Annotated in this window: 23 protein-coding genes; 13 read left to right on the plus strand and 10 right to left on the minus strand. The window is 48.9% G+C overall.

Annotated features, from left to right (window positions below):
- Positions 1 to 112 precede the first annotated feature (112 nt).
- Both AAHB90_RS12965 and AAHB90_RS12970 read right to left on the minus strand, forming a co-directional pair.
- Positions 113 to 1309: a FecR domain-containing protein gene (locus tag AAHB90_RS12965; protein WP_342085585.1), complete on the minus strand. Its 1197-nt coding sequence runs from the start codon at positions 1307 to 1309 to the stop codon at positions 113 to 115.
- Positions 1310 to 1455: 146 nt separating this feature from the next.
- On the minus strand, positions 1456 to 2052 hold the full coding sequence (locus AAHB90_RS12970) for an RNA polymerase sigma factor (RefSeq protein ID WP_342085587.1): 597 nt from the start codon (positions 2050 to 2052) through the stop codon (positions 1456 to 1458).
- 357 nt (positions 2053 to 2409) lie between these two features.
- Between AAHB90_RS12970 and AAHB90_RS12975 the strand changes: the two genes are divergently transcribed.
- The 5 genes from AAHB90_RS12975 to AAHB90_RS12995 are packed head-to-tail and all read left to right on the plus strand — an operon-like array spanning position 2410 to position 4613.
- Positions 2410 to 2751: a type II toxin-antitoxin system RelE/ParE family toxin gene (locus AAHB90_RS12975; protein ID WP_342085588.1), complete on the plus strand. Its 342-nt coding sequence runs from the start codon at positions 2410 to 2412 to the stop codon at positions 2749 to 2751.
- A 7-nt stretch (positions 2752 to 2758) separates the two neighbouring features.
- Positions 2759 to 3079, plus strand: a complete 321-nt coding sequence (locus AAHB90_RS12980; protein ID WP_342085589.1) for a helix-turn-helix domain-containing protein — start codon at positions 2759 to 2761, stop codon at positions 3077 to 3079.
- Between the two features lie 35 nt (positions 3080 to 3114).
- A complete protein-coding gene (locus AAHB90_RS12985; protein WP_342085590.1) occupies positions 3115 to 3576 on the plus strand; it encodes a hypothetical protein in 462 nt (153 codons plus the stop codon).
- The gene (locus AAHB90_RS12990) at positions 3566 to 3724 is read left to right on the plus strand and encodes a hypothetical protein (RefSeq protein WP_342085591.1); all 159 of its coding nucleotides are present in this window, start codon (positions 3566 to 3568) and stop codon (positions 3722 to 3724) included. Before AAHB90_RS12985 ends, AAHB90_RS12990 begins: the two co-directional genes overlap by 11 nt.
- Before the next feature lie 34 nt (positions 3725 to 3758).
- Positions 3759 to 4613 (plus strand): HEPN domain-containing protein, encoded by an 855-nt coding sequence (locus AAHB90_RS12995; protein WP_342085592.1) that lies wholly within the window; start codon positions 3759 to 3761, stop codon positions 4611 to 4613.
- A gap of 35 nt (positions 4614 to 4648) precedes the next feature.
- Here AAHB90_RS12995 and AAHB90_RS13000 read toward each other — a convergent pair whose 3' ends face one another.
- The 5 genes from AAHB90_RS13000 to AAHB90_RS13020 form a co-directional block, all read right to left on the minus strand.
- Positions 4649 to 7156 carry a glycoside hydrolase family 95 protein gene (locus AAHB90_RS13000; RefSeq protein WP_342085594.1) on the minus strand — a complete coding sequence of 836 codons (2508 nt, stop codon included), beginning with the start codon at positions 7154 to 7156 and terminating at the stop codon, positions 4649 to 4651.
- Positions 7157 to 7440: 284 nt separating this feature from the next.
- Positions 7441 to 7920: a hypothetical protein gene (locus tag AAHB90_RS13005; protein ID WP_342085595.1), complete on the minus strand. Its 480-nt coding sequence runs from the start codon at positions 7918 to 7920 to the stop codon at positions 7441 to 7443.
- An 89-nt stretch (positions 7921 to 8009) separates the two neighbouring features.
- The gene (locus AAHB90_RS13010) at positions 8010 to 8999 is read right to left on the minus strand and encodes a hypothetical protein (protein ID WP_342085596.1); all 990 of its coding nucleotides are present in this window, start codon (positions 8997 to 8999) and stop codon (positions 8010 to 8012) included.
- 17 nt (positions 9000 to 9016) lie between these two features.
- Entirely contained in the window at positions 9017 to 10204 is a 1188-nt protein-coding gene (locus AAHB90_RS13015; RefSeq protein ID WP_342085597.1) for an FAD-dependent oxidoreductase, read from the minus strand.
- A gap of 46 nt (positions 10205 to 10250) precedes the next feature.
- Positions 10251 to 10778, minus strand: coding sequence for a transposase (locus tag AAHB90_RS13020; RefSeq protein ID WP_342085598.1), 528 nt, complete (start codon positions 10776 to 10778; stop codon positions 10251 to 10253).
- Positions 10779 to 10885: 107 nt separating this feature from the next.
- Here AAHB90_RS13020 and AAHB90_RS13025 point away from each other — a divergent pair, with 107 nt between their 5' ends.
- The gene (locus AAHB90_RS13025) at positions 10886 to 11608 is read left to right on the plus strand and encodes a MarR family winged helix-turn-helix transcriptional regulator (protein WP_342085599.1); all 723 of its coding nucleotides are present in this window, start codon (positions 10886 to 10888) and stop codon (positions 11606 to 11608) included.
- Positions 11609 to 11615: 7 nt separating this feature from the next.
- Here AAHB90_RS13025 and AAHB90_RS13030 read toward each other — a convergent pair whose 3' ends face one another.
- Positions 11616 to 12392, minus strand: a complete 777-nt coding sequence (locus AAHB90_RS13030; protein WP_342085600.1) for an NUDIX hydrolase — start codon at positions 12390 to 12392, stop codon at positions 11616 to 11618.
- 717 nt (positions 12393 to 13109) lie between these two features.
- On the opposite strand from AAHB90_RS13030, the gene AAHB90_RS13035 reads away from it, so the two are divergent.
- From AAHB90_RS13035 to AAHB90_RS13050, 4 genes are all read left to right on the plus strand, one after another.
- Positions 13110 to 15998 carry a TonB-dependent receptor gene (locus AAHB90_RS13035; protein WP_342085601.1) on the plus strand — a complete coding sequence of 963 codons (2889 nt, stop codon included), beginning with the start codon at positions 13110 to 13112 and terminating at the stop codon, positions 15996 to 15998.
- Between the two features lie 104 nt (positions 15999 to 16102).
- Complete coding sequence (locus tag AAHB90_RS13040; RefSeq protein ID WP_342085602.1) at positions 16103 to 17797, plus strand: TolB family protein; 1695 nt, start codon at positions 16103 to 16105, stop codon at positions 17795 to 17797.
- A gap of 18 nt (positions 17798 to 17815) precedes the next feature.
- Positions 17816 to 18619: an SDR family NAD(P)-dependent oxidoreductase gene (locus AAHB90_RS13045; protein WP_342085603.1), complete on the plus strand. Its 804-nt coding sequence runs from the start codon at positions 17816 to 17818 to the stop codon at positions 18617 to 18619.
- 246 nt (positions 18620 to 18865) lie between these two features.
- Positions 18866 to 19120 carry a hypothetical protein gene (locus tag AAHB90_RS13050; RefSeq protein WP_342085604.1) on the plus strand — a complete coding sequence of 85 codons (255 nt, stop codon included), beginning with the start codon at positions 18866 to 18868 and terminating at the stop codon, positions 19118 to 19120.
- 4 nt (positions 19121 to 19124) lie between these two features.
- Here AAHB90_RS13050 and AAHB90_RS13055 read toward each other — a convergent pair whose 3' ends face one another.
- Positions 19125 to 20426, minus strand: coding sequence for a sensor histidine kinase (locus AAHB90_RS13055; RefSeq protein WP_342085605.1), 1302 nt, complete (start codon positions 20424 to 20426; stop codon positions 19125 to 19127).
- Positions 20427 to 20689: 263 nt separating this feature from the next.
- On the opposite strand from AAHB90_RS13055, the gene AAHB90_RS13060 reads away from it, so the two are divergent.
- Together AAHB90_RS13060 and AAHB90_RS13065 are read left to right on the plus strand one after the other, a co-directional pair.
- The gene (locus tag AAHB90_RS13060; protein ID WP_342085606.1) at positions 20690 to 21538 is read left to right on the plus strand and encodes a polysaccharide deacetylase family protein; all 849 of its coding nucleotides are present in this window, start codon (positions 20690 to 20692) and stop codon (positions 21536 to 21538) included.
- A gap of 98 nt (positions 21539 to 21636) precedes the next feature.
- Complete coding sequence (locus tag AAHB90_RS13065) at positions 21637 to 22098, plus strand: DinB family protein (protein ID WP_342085607.1); 462 nt, start codon at positions 21637 to 21639, stop codon at positions 22096 to 22098.
- A 3-nt stretch (positions 22099 to 22101) separates the two neighbouring features.
- Here AAHB90_RS13065 and AAHB90_RS13070 read toward each other — a convergent pair whose 3' ends face one another.
- Complete coding sequence (locus AAHB90_RS13070) at positions 22102 to 22746, minus strand: MarR family winged helix-turn-helix transcriptional regulator (protein ID WP_342085608.1); 645 nt, start codon at positions 22744 to 22746, stop codon at positions 22102 to 22104.
- A 135-nt stretch (positions 22747 to 22881) separates the two neighbouring features.
- Between AAHB90_RS13070 and AAHB90_RS13075 the strand changes: the two genes are divergently transcribed.
- Entirely contained in the window at positions 22882 to 23361 is a 480-nt protein-coding gene (locus AAHB90_RS13075) for a hypothetical protein (RefSeq protein ID WP_342085610.1), read from the plus strand.
- The last annotated feature ends 76 nt before the right edge of the window (positions 23362 to 23437 follow it).

Raw genomic sequence — 23437 nt, forward strand, 5'->3', positions numbered from 1 at the left:
ATTGTTTACAAGTGCCGGGCTCTTGCAGGATCGGGAGCGGTTGCAACGTTCCCGTTCTTTTTTTACCAGAGGCCGGCGGAGGAAGTCGCTATTCGGTCATAGGCGGAGGGGGTTATGGTGTTACAATAATCGTTTTGTCTTCAATTCTGAATTTCACTCCGCTCAGCGCAAGGATTTTCATCACGCCCGATACATTGGAGTTGCGCGGGAGCCGTCCGGTGAAGTTCTCGCCCCGGCTGTTGCCCTCATACCTGATCTCCACATCATACCAGCGCGAAACCTGCCGCATAATACTTTCCAGGCTTTCGTCTTCGAACTGGAAATAGCCGTTTTTCCAAGAAAGCTCCTTTTCCGTATCCACATCGTCCACTACGCGCATGCTGCCCGTACCCGTGCTGATCCGCGCCTGCTGGCCGGGCGTAAGCAATGCCTCCCTTGCACCGCGCGTCACTTTCACGGCGCCTTCGAGCAATGTCGTCCGCATGATCTTCTCGTCGTCGTAGGCCATTACATTGAAATGCGTCCCGAGCACGGTAATTTCCGTCGGCCCATTTTTCACGACAAAAGGCATTTGCCGGTTATGCTCCACTTCGAAGTATACCTCGCCGGTGATCTCCACATTTCGCTGCTTGCCGGTGAATGCTGTCGGGAAACGCAGGCTCGAAGCCGCATTGAGCCACACACCGGTCCCATCGGGTAGTACGATGTGGAACTGTCCTCCCCTAGGCGTCGAGACCGTGTTGAACACCGGTGCGCTTTCGGCACCCTGCCCCGATTGATACACCAGTTGCCCTTTTCCCGATTGGGTGACGCTTGTTCCGCCCTGGCTGGCGAGCAGACCGTTGCCGGCGCTATCGAGGGTAATGTTCGATCCGTCGCCGAGGGTAAGAATGGCCTTGTTACCTCCGGGCGGGATGTCGGCCAGCTGAACTTTCGCGGCTTTTTCCTGCTGCGCCACATCCCGGTTGCCGCGGTAGCCCGCCCACCAGTACACGCCCAGCCCGATCACCAATGCCGCAGCAACGAGCTTCGGCCACAGCCAGGTAATCCCGCCACTTACATCCGGCTCGTCCTCTTCCTCCGGCGTTGTATCTGCAACTGGAAAAATGTTAGCCAGAATGCGTTCAGAGACGACCTCGGGCATGGGTTGCTCCGGCTCGAAACGCTCCCAGGCATTTTCCAGCGCCCGGGCAAAGCGTTCGTCGTCGGGGTTACGCCGAACCCATTCGGCCAGCTCCCTTTTCTCCGCCGCGTCCAGCGTTCCGCCGATTAGTTTACCTATTAAATTTTCGACCCGTTCGTCAAACATAATATATCTTAGTTCCTGCCATTGCCACTATTTAATTTGGCTATCAGGGTATTTCTTTTCATCAACAATAAACAAACTACCCCGATTGCCAAATGAAAGACAACCGGCAAAAGGCCAGGGACTAGTTGGGACGGAAAATTTTCGAATTACTTTTTCAAAGAGAGCAGCATCGCCACAACGAGTAGCGAATCGGCGTGACGGCGAAGTTGGGTACGGATGGTCGCCATGGCTTGCACAATGTGGTTTTTAACCGTATTGGGGGATATTTTGAGCAGATCGGCGATTTCTTCATGACTTTTCCCCTCCTCCCGGCTCAGGCGGTAAACGGCCCGCTGTTGAGGCGGCAGGGTATCAACTACCGATTGCAAAACCTCCTCGACTTCCCTGGCCGCCAGCATTTCGTGTGCATTGTTGTTGCCCGGCTCACCGTCCCTGAACATTTCGGAAACAATGGCTGTCTCATGCGCCACGCGTTTGAAATGGTTGAGTACATGATTCCTGGACATGCGGAAAAGGTAGCTGCCGAAGTTGTCGATCGAAGCGAGTGAGACGTGATCCGCCCAAAGCTTCATGAAAACATCCTGAACAATATCCTCAGCCAACATTTCCGAACCGGTCAGGCGAAGCGTGTAGCCGTAAAGTTTGTTTTTGTAGCGATGAAAAAGCGATACAAACGCCGCCTGACTCCCTTGCGAGGCAGAGAGTACCAGGTATTTGTCGCTATCCGAATAAGTCTCGCTCAAATCTCAAACAGAACTAATAATCAATAAGTAACCAGTCAGCAATATATTGTTTGGAAAATTACAAAAATTTAAGTAAAAATTTGTTTGGTGTGTGAGGTTGCGGAAGAAAAAGTTGGGTTGGGAGGTCATTGGTAACTTTGGTTCGTTGAAATATACAGTTTGAAAAATACTTCTATCCGTTGATACGTACGGCATTCAAATCATGCTGCTGTCCTCCATTTGAGGACTAACTTAGAAGCAGCTTAGAACAGGACGAAGATTACCTCCCCACACACGCATGAAAACTCCAACTATCAAAATTTACGGCAACAAATTGTTTCCCAATCGGGAAATTTATATCTTTAACTGAATTTGCGGGTGAAGCCAAACTACGAAATACAATTATTGCCGGAAGCTGTCGAGTTTTTAGAGGCTCTGGACGATAAAACGAGAGAGAAGATCTATTATAATATCAGAAAATCTCAATCTGTAAATGACAACGAGCTTTTCAAAAAACTTAACGACTTCATTTGGGAATTCAGGACGCTATACAATAGCAAGGCATATCGACTTTTTTCATTTTGGGACAAAATTGATGGTAAGGAAACGTTGGTTGTGGCGACACATGGTATTTTAAAAAAGACGCAAAAGACGCCGCCAAAAGAGATTAAGAAAGCTGAGGAAATCAGGAGACAGTATTTGGACAACAAAGCAAAATGAAATAGTTATGGATAATAAATTTAAAACCGTTTCGCTTGATACAATGATTGACAAGCACATCGGAAAACGTGGTACAGAAAGACGGGAGGCTTTTGAAAACGAGCTGAGAATTGACTTGCTGGGCCACGCAATAAAGCAAGTAAGACAAGAGCGCAATCTAACCCAGGAGCAATTAGGAGAACTTGTAGGCGTGCAAAAAGCCCAAATTTCTAAAATTGAGAATAGTGTAAAAAATGCCAGGCTAGAAACGATTCTTAAAGTATTTGATGCATTAGGGGCAAAAGTGAATTTTAATGTAGAACTCAATCCTAAAAAATTGGCTTCCTGACGATCACCTTCCATACATGTTTAGTTTTTTGCCTTATGACACAACGCTTTTACTTTGATACATCTGTATTTGGCGGAGTTTATGATATTGAGTTTGACGAAGCTTCTGCTCAGCTATTTGAAAAGGTTAAGCTGGGACAGATCGTTTGCGTTTATTCTGACTTGACCGAAGGTGAATTGTTTGAAGCACCTGAGCGGGTTAGGAATTTTTTCCGAAACCTGCCCCAGGAAAATTTGGAGGTCGTAAAAATGAGTGACGAATCAATTAATCTCGCTAAAAGTTATATTGAAGAAAATGTTGTAGGCAAGACGAGCTTTGACGATTGCGTTCATATAGCGCTTGCGACCATTCACAAAGTAGATCTTCTTGTTAGTTGGAATTTTAAACACATTGTAAATATTTACAGAATTCGTGGTTACAATGCAGTAAATCTACGTTTAGGTTACCATACATTGGAAATACGTTCACCAAAAGACATTATAAGTTATGAAGACTGAAACTAAAAAACAAATCAAAGAGAAAGAGTTTGACACAGTTAAAACTTTCAGAGCGATAAAAGAAAAAATTTCAAATGACATTGTAGATATGAACTTTGAACAAATACAAGTGTATTTGCAAAACAAAAAAGTTCGTAAACAAGACTGATTGCTGACTAACAATAGAGACAAATCACACACGCATGAAAACCACCCTCTCCCACCTCCCAAAAACCAAACAAGACCAACTAAAAGCGCTGACCCAAATCATCCTGGACAAAGTCCCGGCTGAAATGATCATCCTCTTCGGCAGCTATGCGCGAGGGGAATGGGTTGAGGATTATCAGGAGAAATATGAGTATGTGAGTGATTTTGACATTCTCGTCATTACAAAAGACAGGATTTCCGCCAAACAAGGAAAGAAATGGTGGGATCTCAACAAGGAATTGGCTGATCATGAAGATATTACAAGAACTAGTATCATCCAGCACAGCATTGGGTTCGTTAATGATAAGATCGAACGAAATCAATATTTTTTCATCGATATTTTGAAAGAAGGCATTATGCTTTATGATTCCGGAAATCTCAGCCTATCGGAACCGAAAGCTATGAATCCGGAGGAAAGACAGAAAAAAGCCAGCGATGCATTTGTGAATTGGTTTCAGAGTGGAAACGACTTTCAAAAATATGCTGACTTAGCGACTCAAAATAGTGACAACAAATTCGCGGTATTCAATCTTCATCAAGCAACAGAAAGATATTATGCCGCTATTCTGCTCGTTTTCACCGATTACAAACCCAAAATCCACGACATTGAGACATTAGGAAAACAAGTCGAAAAACTTCATGCTGATTTCACGACGGTTTTTCCAAAAAATACACCTGAGGAAAAACAATTGTTTCAACTCTTGCAAAAAGCATACATCGATTCGAGGTATGATATGAATTACAAAATCGAAAAGGCAGATTTGGAATATCTCGGTGAGCGTGTGAAACTGCTGAAAGAACTCACTGAACGGATTTGTAACGAACGAATCGCGCAATTCACGAAAGAGTGAAGCCAAAACGAATTCTTGGCTTCACCCTCAGTTCGTCAAAGGGGCCGAACAATCACCGTGGCCCCCTTTTTAATACTTACGGTGGTAACATAGCCATTTCCTGCCTTCTTACTTTTCACCTGCATGCCTGTGACGGTGATGGGTACGCTTGTGCGTAGCTGGCAGGGCTGGCCGTTTAATGATTTGATCCGGGCCTGTTTCAATTTTCCGTCTTTCCAGTCGATGTCGAGCTCAAATCCGGACCTGGCCCTTAATCCGGTCACATTTCCTTCTTTCCACGCAGCCGGTAGCGCAGGCAGAATCGCTACCTCCGACAAATGGCTCTGGACGAGCATTTCGGCCATTCCGGCGGTGCCTGCAAAATTTCCGTCGATCTGAAACGGCGGATGCGCATCGAAAAAGTTGGGGTAGGTCCCGCCGCCGCGCGAGCCCTGTTTGCTGTTATCGGTATACTGCATAAGCTGCCGGATCAGCTTGTAGGCATGATCGCCGTCGAGCAGCCGCGCCCAGAAATTGATCTTCCAGCCTTTGCTCCAACCGGTGCCCACGTCGCCGCGCACTTCCAGCGTCTTTTTGGCAGCTTCGAAAAACTCCGGCGTTTCGGTGGAAATCCGGTGCCCGGGGTGTAATGCAAACAAATGCGAGACATGCCGGTGGAGGGTGTCGGTCTCTTCAAAATCCTTGTACCATTCCTGTAACCTGCCCCTTTTATCGATTTTGAGCGGATACAGCTTTTTGCGTTTTTCGATCAGCAGATTCCTGAACTCGGCATCGGTGCCGAGGACCTGGGCGGCATCGATGAGGTTCGAAAAAAGGTCGTGAACGATGGAAATATCCATGGTAGTAGCAACGGAAACCGCTGCCTCCCCGCCTTTGGGATCTTTGAAAAGGTTCTCCGGGGACGTGGAAGGGGCCGTTACCAGATAGCCATCGGCGTCTTCGACCAGCCAGTCGAGCGTGAAGATCGCCGCCTGCTTCATCACCGGATAGGCTTTGTTTTTGAGAAAATCCTTATCCTGCGTGAACCGGTAATGTTCCCAGAGGTGCTGGCAAAGCCAGTCGGCACCCATAAACCAGTTGGCCCATACCGGATCGCCGTCGCCCACATTGCCCACCGGGTTCGACTGGCCCCAGATGTCCGAGTTGTGGTGCGCTACCCAGCCTTTTGCCCCGTAAAACTCCTTCGCCGTCGTTGCGCCGGTTTTGGAAAGATCCTGAATCCAGGCAAGCAGCGGCTGGTGCATTTCCGACAGGTTGGTTACCTCGGCGGGCCAGTAATTCATCTGGGTGTTGATGTTGATCGTGTAGTTGGAACTCCACGGCGGCCGCATTTCCTTGTTCCAGATCCCCTGAAGGTTGGCAGGAGGCCCGGCCGGGACGCCCGGTAGCGCCGGCCGCGAAGAAGAAATGAGCAGATAGCGCCCAAACTGGAAGTAAAGCCTTTCCAAACCAGGGTCATAAGCGCCTTTCGAATAGGATTTCAAACGCTCGTCGGATGGTAAAAGCGTATTTTGATTGACACCCAGCGTGTCTTTGATACTGAAACTAACGCGGTCAAAAAACGACTTAAAATCCTTCAAATGATCCGTTTTAAGCTGATTATAGCTCTTGGCCACGGCCTTTTGCATAAAGCCGGCAGCAAGCGCTTTCTCGTCTTTACCTTCGCTATCGGGACATTTATCGAAACCATTGAAACTGGTCGCGGCAGAAAGGTAGATAATCACCTCGGAGGCCCCCTTCACCTGAATGCCGGACGCCGATACGGCAATCTCCCCATCTTTGTTCACAGCCTTGATCCTGAACTGGAACCGCATGCCGTTGCAGCTGGTAGTATCTTCATACACGATCGGCTGCCGGCCCGGCGGATTGTAGTAATTCGGATCCACATGTGCAGGCACTTTCCCGCTCATTACGAGCTCATTGGCCTTCGAAGCGTCTGTTTGGTAGTGCAACTTGCTGCTTGCCGATACCTGAAAGTTGAGCTGTCCGGCCTTGCTGGCAGACAAGCGAATGGCCAGGATATTATCGGGAGCCGAGGCGAAAATTTCCCGCTTATACTCGACGCCGTTCACGGTAAAAACCGTATTCGCCAGCGCCTTGCCGATGTGAAGATCACGGTAATAGCGTTCAGGTTTGGCGCCCTTGAAATCCTGCGTGATTTTTAAGTCACCCATCGGCATATACGATTCGGTGTATAAACCCTGCATTTTTTTCAGCAATGCATTGGCGAGCTGGTAGTCCTGGTTTTCAAGCAATGCTTTGCGAACCTGGGGAAGGTAGGAAGCCGAGCCTGGGTTGACATTCGTTTTAACAGGTCCACCCGACCACAGCGTGCTTTCGTTGAGCTGGATCAGCTCCTCTTCCACCCCACCAAAAATCATGGCGCCCATATGCCCGTTCCCGACCGGCAGGGCTTCTATCCATTCTTTGGCTGGCTGAGCGTACCAGAGTTTCAGCGAATCAGCTTTTTGGGCAACGACTGCCGGAATGCACCAGCCCGAAATAGCCACCGAGAGTGCTATCCTTTTAAGCGCGATTTTCATCGGTTAAGTGATCTTTTGTTTAAAAATCCTGAAATCGGGCACGTTTTACTGCCGTTACCCGTAAAAGGTGACCAACTTAACACAATGATTCCTGTATAGAAAATGCCGGACTGATATTGCTGAAATTTCTTACTCCATTTCCATTCTCTCCCGGGGGCGGGAGGCGATGTAGCTTTACTTATTTATACAATATCCTGATCTGAAGACCTATGGACGTAAATTTCAAATTACGGCTCGTAACACCGCCAATGGGGTATCGAAACTGAGACGCGATTACCTTGCTTTTATAAATTCGACACGCTGCCCTTCTCATCGACCACTTTGTCGGCCACCTTGGACCCATTGGACACCATCACGGCAAAATCAGTTGGATTAAAGGAATCGCCTATCAATTTTTTAAGATCAACCTGCAACGTGTATGCCCCTTTAGGCTCGCAGGCGTCGTTGTTGCTTTCATTGGCTACCACCAGTCTGATCTGCTGCGGATAAGATTCGAAGATCAATCCGTCCCATATTGTTTTGAAGTCATCCGCAGAACACCCGCCCTTCACATCGATGGCCAGCGTGTTTCCGGTAAGTACAATTTTCGAAATTTCGAAAGGAACACCTTTTGAATCTGCCCGGCTCTTCATGATCCGTTCGTAATCGCCGTTCAGATCGCTGCCCGGATCGGGCTTCACATTTTGATTATCATGATTACAAGCCGCGAATGAGAGCAACGACAGCAACAACATTCCTTTTCCAAGCAGTCTGACATTTTTCATGGTTTTCAATTGATTTGATTTCAAACACATGACGTATCAGAGGAAGCAAACGCTACAATGGGTTTATAAACCTCATCAAAAATCCGGGTTCACAGTGACTGAATGTATGCCTTGATCAGCGCTATCCCGGCTGAATCAGGTACCGTGATCCCCAACTTCGGCATACGAATGTTCTTATTCGTTGATTGTATCCGGTAGAGAATATCGTTCCTGCGTGCATGGATGCGCGTGTCTGCGAACGGCAGCGCGTAGTCGAGCAACAGGCGGGTGCTCTGCGCCAAGCCTTTGGTGGAGTGACAATGGGCGCAATTGACGTCCAGGTAGGCCCTGGCACGTTGCGCGAGCGTATGGGAAGGGTTTTGCCAGTCCGGTAACGTGATTAGCTGGTCGGCGGGTGCCAGTTTCACGATACCGGTTTTCTGGAAATACGAAAGCTGGTTTTCAGGGTCCGAATGGCCTTCCAATGGTATATTCAGGTTTCGGGCTTTCGGTCCGATGGGTGTCACCGACTGATCGGAACGATGGCAACCCGAACATTCCGCGGAGGAAGGAATATGATATAAAATGGTTTTTCGGACGCCCATTTCGTTCACCCAGTTCACTGGCTTATCTGTTCCGCCTTCCAGCAAAAACGCGTCAGTCTGTGCTTCGTCCCACTCATAGGTACCCACATTCCATTGGCCGTCAATTTTTATCAGAATACGTGTTTCTATTAGTCGCTTCCCGGCCTTCGTATCTCTTTTGTCTGAGTAGTAGAAAAAGGTTTTGACCAGCATCGAACTGTCAGGAAAAACAGGATTACCGGCCTGATCGAAAGAAAGATGTGTACCCTGGGGCAGATAAAGCAGGCGCTGTTTTTCGGCATAATCGGTAAAAAGCGGGGTCGCCAGCCGATAAGTATGAAACCGGGCGGTCGGCAACCCGGCTCCACCGTTTTGGAATATATTATAATCCGACAGCCTCATGGGCAGCGTCGCTGAATTGGCAATTGGTTTCAGGTCATTGACGTCGCATGAACTGATTGCGTTCGCAAGGCCGAGGAGCAGGAAGACGGTGTGCTTGATCAGGATTGTTTTCATGGTTCTTTCATGTTGAATCAGGTCAGTTTGCGATGCCAGTCTACCCGGTAGCCATAGACCCAGTCCATTTTCCGGGCTTCCAGCTTAACGAACAGGGGGAGCAACAAATCGCGGAAAAACTGTTGAAAACGGTTAGGAACGGTTTTGCTGTCTCCCACTTTACGGGCCTGACGGATAATGGTTTCCACCCTTGCCTGGCGTAACGATTGGAAACGGGCAAAGGCCGTGGGCAGATCAGCGAAATCCCGGATGCATTGCGCCAGCACCAGCGTATCTTCCAGCGCCAGCGACGCCCCTTGACCAATGTGCGGGGCTGTCGCATGAGCCGCATCGCCGATGAGGCAAACGCGCCCCTGATGCCATTGCGGTAAATTGGGTATGTCGTAAATCGGGTAAATGTCGATGGAATGCGCAGCCCGGATAATAGATGTGATGGGTTCAGGGTCATTCGCGTGTAATATCAGCAATCTGTTTTTCAGATCAGCCAGTTCCGATCCGTTCAGCTCATTACGAAGCGGTTCGGTAGTTTGGCTAATGTTGTTGAACCACCAGATTTCGCCGTTATTGGAGACGGCATAAGCGAAGAACCCGCGTTGACCAAATGTCATATGAATGGCGTCGGCAGAAAGCGGGAAGTTGTTTAGCCGGGTAAACCCTGCGGTGGACAGTAAACCCGTGTATTCCGGCTCAGGTGCATTTGGGAAAAGCGCTTTGCGAACAGCGGAATGGATGCCGTCGCAGCCAATTAACAAATCCGCTTCCGCCACGGATCCATCAGCGAAAAAGGCTTTTACCCTGCCGCCTTTTCCGTCTTGCACAACAGAAACCAGGCGTTTACCCCATTCGACATCGATACCAGCCTCCCCTGCTGCACGGCGGAGGGCGCCGTGCAGCAGGCCGCGTTTAATCTGAACCGTCCGACTGCCGTACCGTGAAAGCTGCTCACTGTTATCAATCACGCCGATAGGTTTGTTGCGGGCATTGAAAAACCGGATGCTACCTGGCGTGTGATCCACCAGCATTTCATCCAATGCGATGTATCCCTTCAAAACGTTGAGTCCATTAGGAGAAATACCGAGAAAAGCTCCCTTATCGTCGTCCGCATCGGGTTTTGCCTCATAGATAACAGACGCTATGCCAATTTTTTTCAAGGCAAGTGCCATAGCGGGGCCTGCAATACCGCTGCCAATAATAATTGCTTTCATATTGATATGATGCTTGGAAGAATGATGTGCGTCGCTATCGAGACCGTCAGGCTCGCGAAAGCGCGTTGCGAGTTTCGCCCCCAATTCTATTGAGTGGGATCAGGGCGAACGAGAGTAGCGTAAAAATCGCAACGCGGATCAGGTTCAGCGTTCGCCATAATGCTGCCTTTTCTTGGAGTGTCTGGTCGATCGTCGCACTGAAAGGTGTCTGCTGAAAAGAAATGATGACGGGCGCGAAGTAAAGCAGCGTCCAGGCCCGCACGATCATATGGATCACAAAGACGACAATCAATACACGGCGGCGCGGCGCTATTTTCCAGTTAAGCAGGAGCGCTACCAGAAACGTCAGCTCGTGCAGGGAATGAGCGACGATCCAGAAACTCTTGAAATCCAGCCCATATTGCCCCTGGAACAAATGCAAGGACGCCGGGGGCGCAGCGGTCCAGACGGGAACAAGGACAGCCGTTTCAAAATACTGGGCTCCGTTCAGCAACAGGTAGGCAACTGTCGTAATCAATAGCGATTGATTGGCGGCTCGGCTATTACTTAATGTAACATTTAATGAAATCTCCATGGCAAATAGATCTATTTAGTTCTTATTTTTCAAAATTAGATCTAAACAGATATAAAAACAACGAAACCGACTATTTTATTTAACTTTGGAACAAAATCGATTTAATTATGAAGCCAGTCGTTGAGTTAATCAGTGAATGGGACTCTTACCAGGGAACCCATCCCGATGCAACAGTATCGGATTTTTGCAAGCATTATTTAGCCCAGGCAGAGATGAGTAAGGGATCGGAACAGCTTTTTTCAGGCCTGGAGCCACCTGATCAGACATCGGCTGTTGCTAAATTGATAGGCAGATTGGGCGCCATTCTTACGACCTATTTTAAGTTGGCATTGAAAGAGGGCGACGAAGTGGAACTTGACGTATTTTACTGTCTGAATACGATTTTCCATCAGGGCGAAGTACGCAAAATTGATGTGATCAGCTACAACTTTTTCGAGCAAACCACCGGAATCGATTTACTAAACCGGTTAAAAAAAGCGGATTATATCTCCGAACGGACCGACCCTTCGGACAAACGGGCCAAACTGGTACAACTCACCGGTACGGGAAAGCAACTACTTTTTTCCCTTTATCAGCGACTTTACTTTCCGGCCTATCTGCTATTTGGAGAGATGTCAAAAGTGGACATTCAATTGATGCTTAGCTTACTGGGGCCAATTGAAACGAAGCATGGGAAAATACTAAGCGAGAACCGCACCAGGGGTTTTAACGATTTGCTGGTCGAGATACTCGGTCCCGAAATGCTGAACGAGGTAAAGCGCTATCAGGAAAACCAGATTACGCGATTCGCGGCAAAAAAGGAGGAAACAGGATATTCCGGAAAAGAATAAAGCTCCTTCACTCAAACAAATCATTCGTCAACAACTGACTTTGGAGTTCATGGCTGAAACGGTACAGGTAAGGTGCCTTATTGGCCGCTCCGGTGTACTTCTTCTCCAGGCGTTCCAGGACGTTCAGGCGCAGAATGCGTTTGGGAAAGTTGTTCTGCGCGAAACGTTTGTCAAAAATTGCCTCATAAAGTTCCTGGATCTCCTGCATCGTGAAGGTCTCCGAAAGCAGGTTGAATGCGTTTAATTTCTGGTCGACTGTGAGCCTGAGCGTCGTGAGCGCATTTTCTACGATCTGGTTGTGATCCATGATCATCGGAGGCATTTCTTTGACAGGATACCAGTCGATCGATTCGTCAAGGTCCGTCTTCTGGGGAACGACCTGGCTCATATCTACCAGCGCATAGTAACCAATGGATATGAAACGCCGGGTAAACCAGTCATAGTCCATTCGGCTCCGTTGTCCTTCGGCCAGCGGGTTGTTGAACCGATCGGCATTCTGCGCTATCATCCGGTCGAGGAAAGCCCGGCTGTTCCGATTAGCCTTTCCCATCACCTGAAATTGTTCCAGATACACATCCTTGATTCCCGTGCGCGCATGAAGTATCCGCCTGGCCGCTTCATCCGTGTCTTCATCCTGATAGACAAACCCTCCGGGCAGACCCCAAAAGTCGCCTTTGAAAGAAAGTTTAGGCACCAGTACTTTCAGCTGCCGGTTCTGGTAGCCCAGAATGACACATTCGACAGATACCTGTTCAATATAATTCTTGTCACTTACTGTTTCCATTTAGCATTTTGTCCATTTAAAGTACGCCGGGCAGTCCACAACGATCACGGCTGCGGAGGTCCCAAATATACAGATTTGCGCGTATTATCTGCTATTGTAGAGAATATCCGCTGATTTCTCATTTGCCCATTTTATTTCAAACCACAAGCCGCTTGAGAATATAAGCTACTGAATGCGCTCTAACAAATATGATTCTTTAATTAATTCAATACAAAGCCTGACCAGGACGACACAATACGGCAAGGTCCCTTAACAGGAGATAGCAAGTTTAGCAAAAAAAATGTACACTTCCAGTGACTAGTATAGCCATCTTAGAAATTGGAATAAAAGCAAAAAAAATATTATCTATTTGTGTAGATAATAATAATATTTTACCTCTATATTTGTGAAGTAATATAGGATACCATATTTACGCATTGAATTAATCAGCTTCCAGTCATGCTATTATGACATGACTGGACTTTTTAAAGTCTCTCAGCATTTCGCTCGGACGACTGCCGGTGTGCGCTACGGATTGGCGAATTCACCGGGTTGTTTGTCTGTGTCGGGGACGAGAAACCAGCATGTGCTTCTAGCGGCTGTCGACAGGTTTTTAATGGGAAATCATGGGTAAAACGCGGTGTTTCAAAAACGAAGCATCATGGAAAAATACAACCATTACAATACGCCGCCGGACAAAATCACTTACCTGATTTGTACACAATAACCGATTTATAGATGAACAGACAATTCTACCCTACCCGGCCTGAAAAGTCATTTCGGCCGCTCTTTGGACTTGCGTTCCTATTCGTTTTCAGTTGTCAGTTTGCGTTAGCTCAGTCATCGGTTCACGGAAAGGTGGCTGATGGAAAAGGAGAAGCCCTTTTGGGCGTCAGTGTAAAAGTGAAGGGTGCCGCGCAGGGCACGGTTACCGATGGTTTGGGCAGTTACCAGCTTTCGAACCTTAACCCGTCCGCGACGCTGGTGTTTAGTTTTATGGGATTTTTGCCCAGGGAGGTAGCGGTCGGCTCCCAGACGACCATTGATGTGACGCTTACAGAAAGTCCTGCCAGCCTGGACGAAGTGATCGTAACCGGTGTGTTCGATAAGCGAAGCCGGATGGAATCCTCGGTCGCGATATCCGTTCTCCCCTCCAAGCTCATCCAAATGCAGGCCCCGCTGAGTGCGGCCGATCTGTTGCGGAATGTGCCAGGCGTGTACGTCAATTCATCGCTCGGGGAAATCCGCAACACGGTCAGTTCCAGGGGCGTGAATGTGGGTGGGAACGATGTATCCAATGGGTATTACTACGTTTCGATGCAAGAGGACGGCTTGCCTGTAACGAATGCCACCTACGGAAACTACGGCCCGGATTTCTTTCTCCGGCCCGACCTGACACTAGGCAAATTGGAAGCAGTCCGGGGCGGTACAGCGTCGATTCTCGGTAACAATGCGCCAGGCGGTATTTTCAATTATGTATCCAAAACAGGGGGCCAGACGTTCGAGGCGCAAGCGCGGGTCAAATTCGGGCTGGAAGGCGACGGCCGGAATCCCTATTACCGGGCCGACGTCAATGTTGGCGGCCCGCTGGGCGGCGACAAGACGCTCACCTTTAATATGGGCGGCTTCTGGCGACAGAACAACGGGGCGCGCTATCCGGGCTACCCTATGAACAACGGCGGACAGATTAAGGCCAATGTGGCTAAACACTTCAAAAAAGGTTCACTGAAATTGTATGTTAAATACCTGAATGACCACAATTCGTGGTTTGAACAGTTGCCAACCGTTGATTTCAAAAACCCGCATCTCGCGCCAGGCGTCAAGCAGACAAGCTCGGTACTGATCCCCCCGGTTTCGGCCGACTACACCATCAACCAGACCGGCGAGCGGGGCACTTTCGATTCGCGGGACAAGATTCACTCGAAGGACTTGGCCATCGGGCTCAATTTCGACCACAGTTTCGGCAAAGGGTGGACGGTAGACAACAAGGCCCGTTACTCCTACAAAACATCTTATTGGAACACAACCTCCATTCCCTACCCGTTTGCGATTGACAATGTGACCTTCTACGGCGTGAACAGTCTGGCGGGAAAGCTCGGTACGTATTCGTTCCGGGATCTGGCCACGGGTACTGAGCTGGCCAATGTTACCCAGGGCATCAACTTCGTAAATGGGGCGCCCGCCGGGCTTAAATTTACGGTCAACAGCAGCAATTTGCCCGGGGAGCAGATTCAGAAAAACTCGCTGCTGTTCAATCCGCTGATCGTATTTGACAACCGCGTAAAGGAAACCATCGACCACCTCACACTGACCAAACGACTTAGCCATATGAGTTTTACGGGCGGCCTGTACTTCGCGCATGCCAGTGTCAGCCGGCGCAATCCGAACGGAGTTGGCAGCATGTTCGGGCTCATGGTAAGCCCGCGTCCGCAGCCGACGGCCATCGTTTACACAGACATGCAGGGAAAGGTCTACCAGGTTACCAACCCGCAGGGTATCACGGGCGGCTCGGGCAGAAGTGTCGCCACGAATATCTTTGACCTCACCCAAAATCAGTTGGCCGGCTTCTTCGGTCACAACTGGGAAATGTCCGACAAACTGAACTTCGATTGGGGGATCCGTTTCGAACGTATATGGGTGAGAGGCAGCAACCAGATCGCCTCGGCAACGACTTCCACCGACGGGGGAACGGACAAAAATCCACTGACATTATATGACAACATGGGCGGCGCTGTTACCTCGACCTTGGGCTATAATAAATCGGTCAAAACGATCTCCTATTCAGCGGGCCTGAACTACAAATTCAACGATCAGCTTGCCGTGTACGCCCGGTATTCGCAGGGCCGCAAAGCGCCCGATCTGGGTATCTATCTCAATGTGCAGTCTTCGGTCAATGCCGATTACCTCAACCCGATCGCCCAAAGCACACAGCAATATGAAGTGGGTTTCAAAGCAAAAAAAGACCGGTTTTCCCTCTTCGTTACCCCGTTTTACAGTCTGTTGGGCAAAGTACCACAGCAGGCGCTCGGGCAGGAATCAGCCGAGTTGACCTCCACTTACACGACAGCCGTTCTTTACAACAAGTTTAAAACCGTGGGCGTCGAAATTGAGGGGACTTACAACCTGACCAAACAACTTAGTGTGAGGGCCGTGGCAACGTTCCAGAAATCAACGGCTGTCGATTTCAACACCTGGGTACTGAATGGGAATGGCAAGGCGGACGATCAGATTCAAAGTTACTCGGGCAACGAAACCGACTATTCGCCCCGCCAGATCCTGCGCATTTCCCCCACCTATACCTCGGACAAAATCTACGGTTCGATCGACTGGTCGTATATGGGCAGGCGGGCAGGCAACGTTGCAAACGTATTTTACCTGCCAGGCTTCGACCAGACCAATCTGAACCTGGGCTATAACGTTTCCCGCAGGTTACAGATTCAGGCTAATGTCAATAACGTATTCAATCAAAATGGCATTATGGGCTGGTCGGCGCCGGGCGGGTTTCCGGCTTCGCTGAACACGCAAGGTTTCACGAAGGCCCAGATGGAGGGCAATCCCAATGCCGTATTTTTTACACTCAGCCTGCCTCCAAGGTCTTATTTCCTGACAGCAACCTATACTTTTTAAGCCAATACCATTACAAACAGTCGACAAACCCTCAAAACCGGGTCACAAGGCGAATGCTGTTTGTTACATCCATTTCAAAATCCTGATCAAACCAAATGTTTAAAATGAAAAAGTTAAGTCATCTGATATGGGCTTGCTGTGTAGCGTGCCTGCTGTATTTCCCGACCGTCAGCAAAGGCCAGAAGGCTCCCGATAAGCAAACCAATTACGCGCTTACGCCAAAACTTCCGGCGCCGCCGAAGCCCGAACCTTTCAAAGTTTCGACCATTCCCCTGCCCGCCAGTGTGCTGGACGCAGTGTTGGTCAACTACCTGCCCGATGCCCGGCACCTCATTATGGAAGTTACGCTGGTCGGCGCGAAAAAATCGAACCTGGCCGTTATGAAAGACGACGGCACCGGATTCAAGTGCCTGACCTGTGATCTGCCGGAGAATATCGGTGGGGAAATGCCGGTACCGCTGCCCGATGGCAAGCGCGTTTACACGCCAACCGGCATTCTGGAATGCAGCCCGTCTATCCTGGATTGCAAGCAGGCCCGGATCCTGTCCCTGGTCTACCCTGCCGTTCCGGGAGGAAAAACGATCGCCCGTATAGCCAGTAACATGTCACAGGATGGCCTCCACGTGGCCTATACCCTTCTGGTAGCCAGACCATTGCCAAGCGCCCTGGTGCTGGTAAGCGAATTAACCCGTGTTTCAGATGAAAAAGGAGAGCGTTACGAACTTGCCAAAACGAAAGTAATTTCCGGAGACAAAACATCCCTGCCGGACGCACCCGATTTCAGGCCCTTCTTCTTTGGAGGCGGTGAGGTAAAAAGCTTTACCGGAATGGGTCAGTACCTGACAACCATCAGCGCATTCGAGGCGGGTAACTTCGATATCGCCAAAATCGATCTGACGACCGGTGATGTAAGCCGGTTCACCCGGCATTACAGCTATGATGAAGGTGTATACCCGTCCCCGGACGGCAAGTGGTTAATTTTCCAGTCACACCGGCATACAACCCGGATGGACGCATTTAGCCTCATTCCCCGTCCGCTGATTGTCAATAATGCCCTGGCACCTGGGGTTGCCGAATGGCGGAATGAAGAAGTGGAAGGATTCAGGGATGCCAGACGCTACTACGGCCTGACAATGACCGACCAATACGGCGACCGGAGCCGCTTGCCCGAGGACGGATACACCGGCCAAAACCTGACAACCGCATCCGATAACCTGACCGAATACAACCATTTTGGCAACTTAACCTGGCACCCGAGCAGCACCCGTGGGGTGTTCTGGGAGCAGAAAGATCCGAGAAAAGTAAAAAAGGGGGAAGCAATGGGCCGTTTGCGGATGATTACATTTACATCGAGAAAACCGACTACCCCGCTGAAAATCGTGACCCCGAAAATGGAATGGGCAGTGAACCTGGAAGACATCCAGCCACTCAATTCGTCCCAACCTACCGATGGGAAACTGATCGGATTGGTTTCCGGCCATGCCAATATAAGCACCCAAAAGCCGGCATCGCCTGCCGAAGCTACGGTTCTTAAAGTTGAGTACGTCAATTTTTCAGATGATGGAGAATATGTACTGAATGGCTCCGAAACGATCAGTCAGAAAACATTTTGGGATGCAAACTGGAACGCGGACATTACGGTCACAGGCAAACACAAAGGATTTCTGAAAGTCGACAATGCGAAGTTTACCGGTAAAAGTCATGGATCGGGCATCATCCGGACACAACTTGACAACCACAAAATCGAGGTGGATCTTTCAAAAGGCCTGCCAACCGGCGTGCCTGATGAACTTCGGTAATCCTCAACCCAAAACTCTATGCAATTAGCGAATAAAACGATTGTTGTTACCGGTGCCGGAAGCGGCATCGGTCGGGAGCTAAGCCTGCAACTACTGCAACGCGGAGCCAACGTAGCGGGCGTGGATATCAATTCCAATGCGCTTGACGAAACCAGCCGGCTGGGAGCTTTGGGACCGGGTCAATTCAAAGGCTTCCAGACAGACATTACCAACCTGGAACGGGTTAGCTCGTTACCGGCTGAAGTACTCGCCCATTTCGGTACGGTCGACGGGATCATCAACAATGCAGGTATCATTCAGCCTTTCCGCCCGATTCTTGAACTGACGATGGAGGATATCGACCGCGTCATGGCCGTTAATTTCTACGGGACACTCTACCTTACCAAAGCATTTTTGCCGCTTCTGCTGGCGCGGCCGGAAGCACATATCGCCAATGTATCGAGTATGGGCGGCTTTCTGCCGGTACCTGGCCAGACGCTCTACGGCGCAGCCAAGGCGGCCGTCAAACTGCTCACCGAAGGGTTGTATGCCGAGCTGAAAGATACCCATGTGAAGGTAACGGTCGTTTTTCCCGGCGCCGTTGCCACCAACATTATGCAGAACTCGGGCCTGCATGTCCCCAAAGCGGATACGGGCGACGAATCCAAATTCAAACCCATATCACCCGGAGAAGCTGCCGGTCAGATCCTCCGTGCCATTGAAAAGAACAAATTTCGCGCAGTAGTGGGCAGGGACGCCTGGGCGATGGACAAATTGTACCGGTTCAGCCCGAAATATGCGGCCGACCTGATCCAAAGGAAAATGCGCTCATTACTGCGTTAATGCCCCCTCCTCTTCGGTGTTGACGATGTAATAATTGCTGCTTTTCTATATGTAGGCGATGCATCGGGTGACTAACCACCAGCCACCCGATGTGCCCAAACATTGCCATTCAAATCACTTATGATTTGTCATTCTATCGCAAAAGAGATTTCTTTGCTTTTGAAAGTCAGATTCCCCCGATGAAACGAAACACGGAACTGTTATTTTATTTACATTTTAAGGCTTTTTCTTAACCTGAACATTGGTATGCTGTCAAGTAAAGACTACTCTAAAATGACACTTGAAGAATTAGTGTCGGAAGAAAAAAAAGTAAAATCGCAAAAAATAACGACTGCTGTGTTCATGGGGTTGCTAATTGGCATTGCTGTTTATGCTGCTACCCACAAAGGTTTTTTCCTTACCATTATCCTGCTACTTTCCTCGTTGCTGATTGGTTACAGGCATTCGCAAAGCTTGAAAAGCATTCAGTCGGAAATAAGCCGCCGGGATACAGCTCAGTGAGGGATTAGCTCATTTGTGCTTTCCGGGTATTGTTTATTTGTTCACCGGCCCGTGCCGAATTGTCTTCCAGGCCTGAAAATTCAGGAAAGACTATTGCGGCTATCACCTTACCGGCCGTCATTTCGATCGAAAACCCGACGTTTAACAGCGCCGAAATATCCCTTACCAGCACCAGGCCCAACCCGTCACTATCTTTTCCTATTTCGGCAATATTCACATCACCTTGGCCCGGCAGACCTTTTAGCACGCTTTCGTATGCATACGCCCCCTGGACATCGTTTTGAATGCGCAGGTGCAAGCGGTCTTCCACAATAGCGGATACTATTTCGATTTCGCCATTCTGCGTGTTTTTTGCCGCGTTGTCAAGCAGGTTATGCAAGATCACGCCAAGCAAGTGCGAATTGTTGGCGACAGTCAGATTTTCTTCTACGGCAAGGTGCAGCATATTGTGCTTTGCCGAGAGAATCGGCTCAAACAAACCTGCTTTTTCACGGACCAAAGCCGCCAGATTCACATCATCCATTTTCAGCGCCCCCTTATGGATCTGGCCTTTCGCGAATTCGAGCAGATTTCCCATGAACGTCGCCATATTGCCCAGCGCATGTTCGAGTTGCTGGTTATACTCTGCTGCCCGCTCCCATTGCTTGTCACCTATGAGCTTGCCTATAAGGCCGGCGCCTGAGATGATGAACTTCAATGGGGCGTTGACATCGTGGGCAATCGACGCGACGATACGCGTAAGCAGGTATACCTGGTGATCCAGTTCATCCTGTGATTTACTCAAAACAGAAAGCGTTTGCTCCAATTCCGCAGTCCGTTTGGAAACAAGCAATTCGAGCACATGTTTTTGCTTCTCAGCTTCTATCGTGCGGTCTCTTTCGCGCTGTAACGCTTCCATTTGCCGCTGACGCTGCATTTCAACCAGATAAATAACAGGAATCATGAAGAGCCCTATGAGGAGGCCTCGCACGGAAAGGCGGATCACGGCTATCCAAAATGGAAGTTCCCGGATCGGTTTGAGTGGATAGTCTTCAAAAAATGGATTCGATACGTAGTAAAACAAATTGGAAAGGATCGCACAAAAAACCAGCGAAACTGCGATTCTTTGCCATTTGGCCAGATTTGCCCTGTAATAGGTGTGATAACTCACGAGCCAGATTGACATACACATCAGCCATATGCCAATCTCGGACCCAATCAGATTTACAGGGTCAGCACTTTGGCCTTCCGAAAGCCGGACAGGAAGAATGGATAGGGTTAATACCGCCGCGATCGACGCACCTAGTTGCAGATTGTATTTTTTCATCGATGAATTCACAGGAGCAATAATCGTTGCAATATAGCATGATGTCTCGTCACAGACGCAGGATATCCGTACCTGCCAACTCATTCAGGGCTTGTTCGGCCTGGAAATTGCGGCCCGTAAACTTACTGGCGCATTACTCAACTGATCATGTTTCGGGCCAACCAGGTCAACCGGTGGCCAGTACATTATGAGCAGCGCAGGACGCCTGCCAGCCTTTCCTGATCAAAAATTGCTATTTTAGAATCATCAAAACCTTATCATCAATGAAAGCAAGACTCCTCGCACTCGGATTTTGTCTTATGACCCGGTTTCCATCCCTCGCCCAAACCGATCCAGCGACCTTGCGGAATGACCCGTATCTGAAACAGCTCTACCTGGACGCATCCTATCTGGGCACCAAGCAGAAGGTTTCCGCCGAGTTCGCGCATGTTAAACCAGGCAGCTGGGGCGAGTTTGTAAAGGGCGTTGATGAGGATATTATTACCGAAAAGAAACTACTGGCCCTGACCTTCGACGCTTGCGGAGGTCCCCATGGCAGTGGCCACGACGCAGAGCTGATCGGCTATCTCGAGAAAATGAAAATTCCTGCCACACTTTTTGTTACCGGTAAATGGATCGATGCCAACTACGATATCTTTCTCAAATTGAGCGGGAACAGTCTTTTCGAAATAGAAAATCACGGCCTGAACCACCATCCCTGTTCTGTTGACGGCGAAAGCGAATATGGTATCAAAGGTACCCCCGATGTGCCCGATGCTTTTGATGAAATCGAGGCAAACGAACGTAAAATCCTGGCTATTACCGGCAGAAGGCCCCTATTCTTCCGATCGGCGACGGCGTATACCGATGAAGCATGCGCCAAGATCGCACGTCAGCTGGGTGTTACCATGATCAGTTTCGATGTACTCTCAGGCGATGCCGTACCCAATACCCCAAAGGCAATCATCGAAGACAATATTATAAAGCACGTCCGCCCCGGGGCACTAATCATCATGCATTTTAACCATCCCGAGTGGAATTCATACGAAGCGCTGCAAAACGTCATTCCCGCCCTGCTCAAATCCGGTTATACCTTTGTGCGCCTAAACGACTACCCGCTCAAAGGAAGGTAGGCGGTCCGGAATGACTTATATTTGTTCAGTAATCCCAGTTACGAGTCCGTTAAATTATAGGGTGCGTCTTGAATCGAAAATCACCATCTTCAATAACTATGAAAGAATATTTCATCCGTTTCTTCAACTTTAACAATTGGGCGAATAAAGCCGTCGCAGACTACATTTCGGCAAACGAAATAACTGATGAACAAGTCCTGCTGCTTGCCTCTCATCTTGCCCATGCGCAAAGAAATTGGTATTTCAGGGTAATAGGCCAGCAAAACGATGTCCCGATTTGGGATCCGCTACCACCTTCATCCCTCGGATCGAAGTTTGCAGAGAACGGAGCACTTTGGCTTTCGCACCTGAACGACCTGCAGGATACTGATTTACATACTAAACTGGCATATAAAAGCATGGCCGGGGATCCATACCTGGATAACCTGGCGGACGTTCTGACACATTTAGTCAACCACTCGACCTATCACCGTGGTCAGATCATCTATCTCATTCGCGGACTGGGCATGACACCGCCTGGAACCGATTTCATTCTTTTTGCGAGACAATTTCCCCAGTAAGATTTAGGCTGTTAACGCACTACTCATCACGCTTTCATAAACCGTCTCAAAAGGTTTTCCCTTGTGCTGTGGCCACAAGGCTGAAAACTTCATTTCGATTCCTTTCAAAAGCTGGATACAAAGCTCTTTATCGTCCGGGCTCAGGTCGTTGGCAATCATTCTGGCGTTCATGCCGATTCGCTCATAGCATAGTTCGACTACCTGTACACCTTCCGGTGTAAGTTCAATTCGCTTGGCCCGCTTGTCGTCCGGATCGTCATACTCTGTGATCAGACCACGGTTTTTCATTCGGTTGAGCATATCCGTTCCGCTCGACAGTTCGAATAAATTGGCGTAGATCACATCCGTTTTTCTCGGGTTCTTTTCAAGGCTGATGGTGACCAGCATCCCGAATTCTTCGATCTGGTTCAGCCCGGTTCCTTTAAGGGCCAGGTTTGCGTAGGACATATTCAATTTTGATATCCTGCCGATAATTTTCAGCAGAAGTCCGTCAACCAGCGGGGGCACGGCGCCCCCAACCAAAGGCCCCTTTACCTCCTGCTTTCTGTTTCTAGCCAGGTAGTACCTGCAAAATTCTTCAATGTTCCCGTCAGGATGGTTCATCTCAAACGCGGCCCATTCATTGACAAGCTCCACAGTCTTATTCATAGTATTTATTGCGATTACGTAGCAAAAATAAAAAGAATACTTCGGTATTGTTATTTTACATCGTTTTTGAAGTATATTTGACAAATAAACTTCGATATCGTAGTTAATAATCAAGGATCACAAACCAAAAGTGTTATGAACCCAACTGTTTACAACCTGGCCCTGGTAATGCACATTGTAGGCATTACGCTGATGGCCGGTGCCACCGCTGTTGAATACATTACTTTCAGACAATTCTGGAAAACGATCCCCTCAGATAAAGGGAAAGGAATGGTAATCTGGAGGACGATATCAGATTATCAGAAAATGATGGGCATCGGCATGCTGATCATCATTATCGGAGGTGTGGTAATGATGTATTACCTGCACGAAGCCTGGGGTGCACAACTCTGGTTTCGGATTAAATTCGGCCTGGTGATCCTGGTCATTATCAACGGCTTGGGCATACGAAGAATATTAGGTTCCAGGCTGAGTAAGTTGCTTGCTGCTATGAGGCCGGTGTATGAGCGTACGCCGTCGACGCTCCGGATACGGGGTTACATTCAGGTTGTGCATTGGATCCAGCTGGTACTTTTCCTGGCCATTTATATCCTCAGCATTTTCAAGTTTGTCTGAAAAGCAAAACCCCCGGAAATGCAAAAGTCATTCATGGCGGGTTGCCCATCAAAAACACTGATCATCAACTTATTAT

The organism is Dyadobacter sp. OTU695 (genome assembly GCF_038440355.1).
Classification (GTDB): Bacteria; Bacteroidota; Bacteroidia; order Cytophagales; family Spirosomataceae; genus Dyadobacter.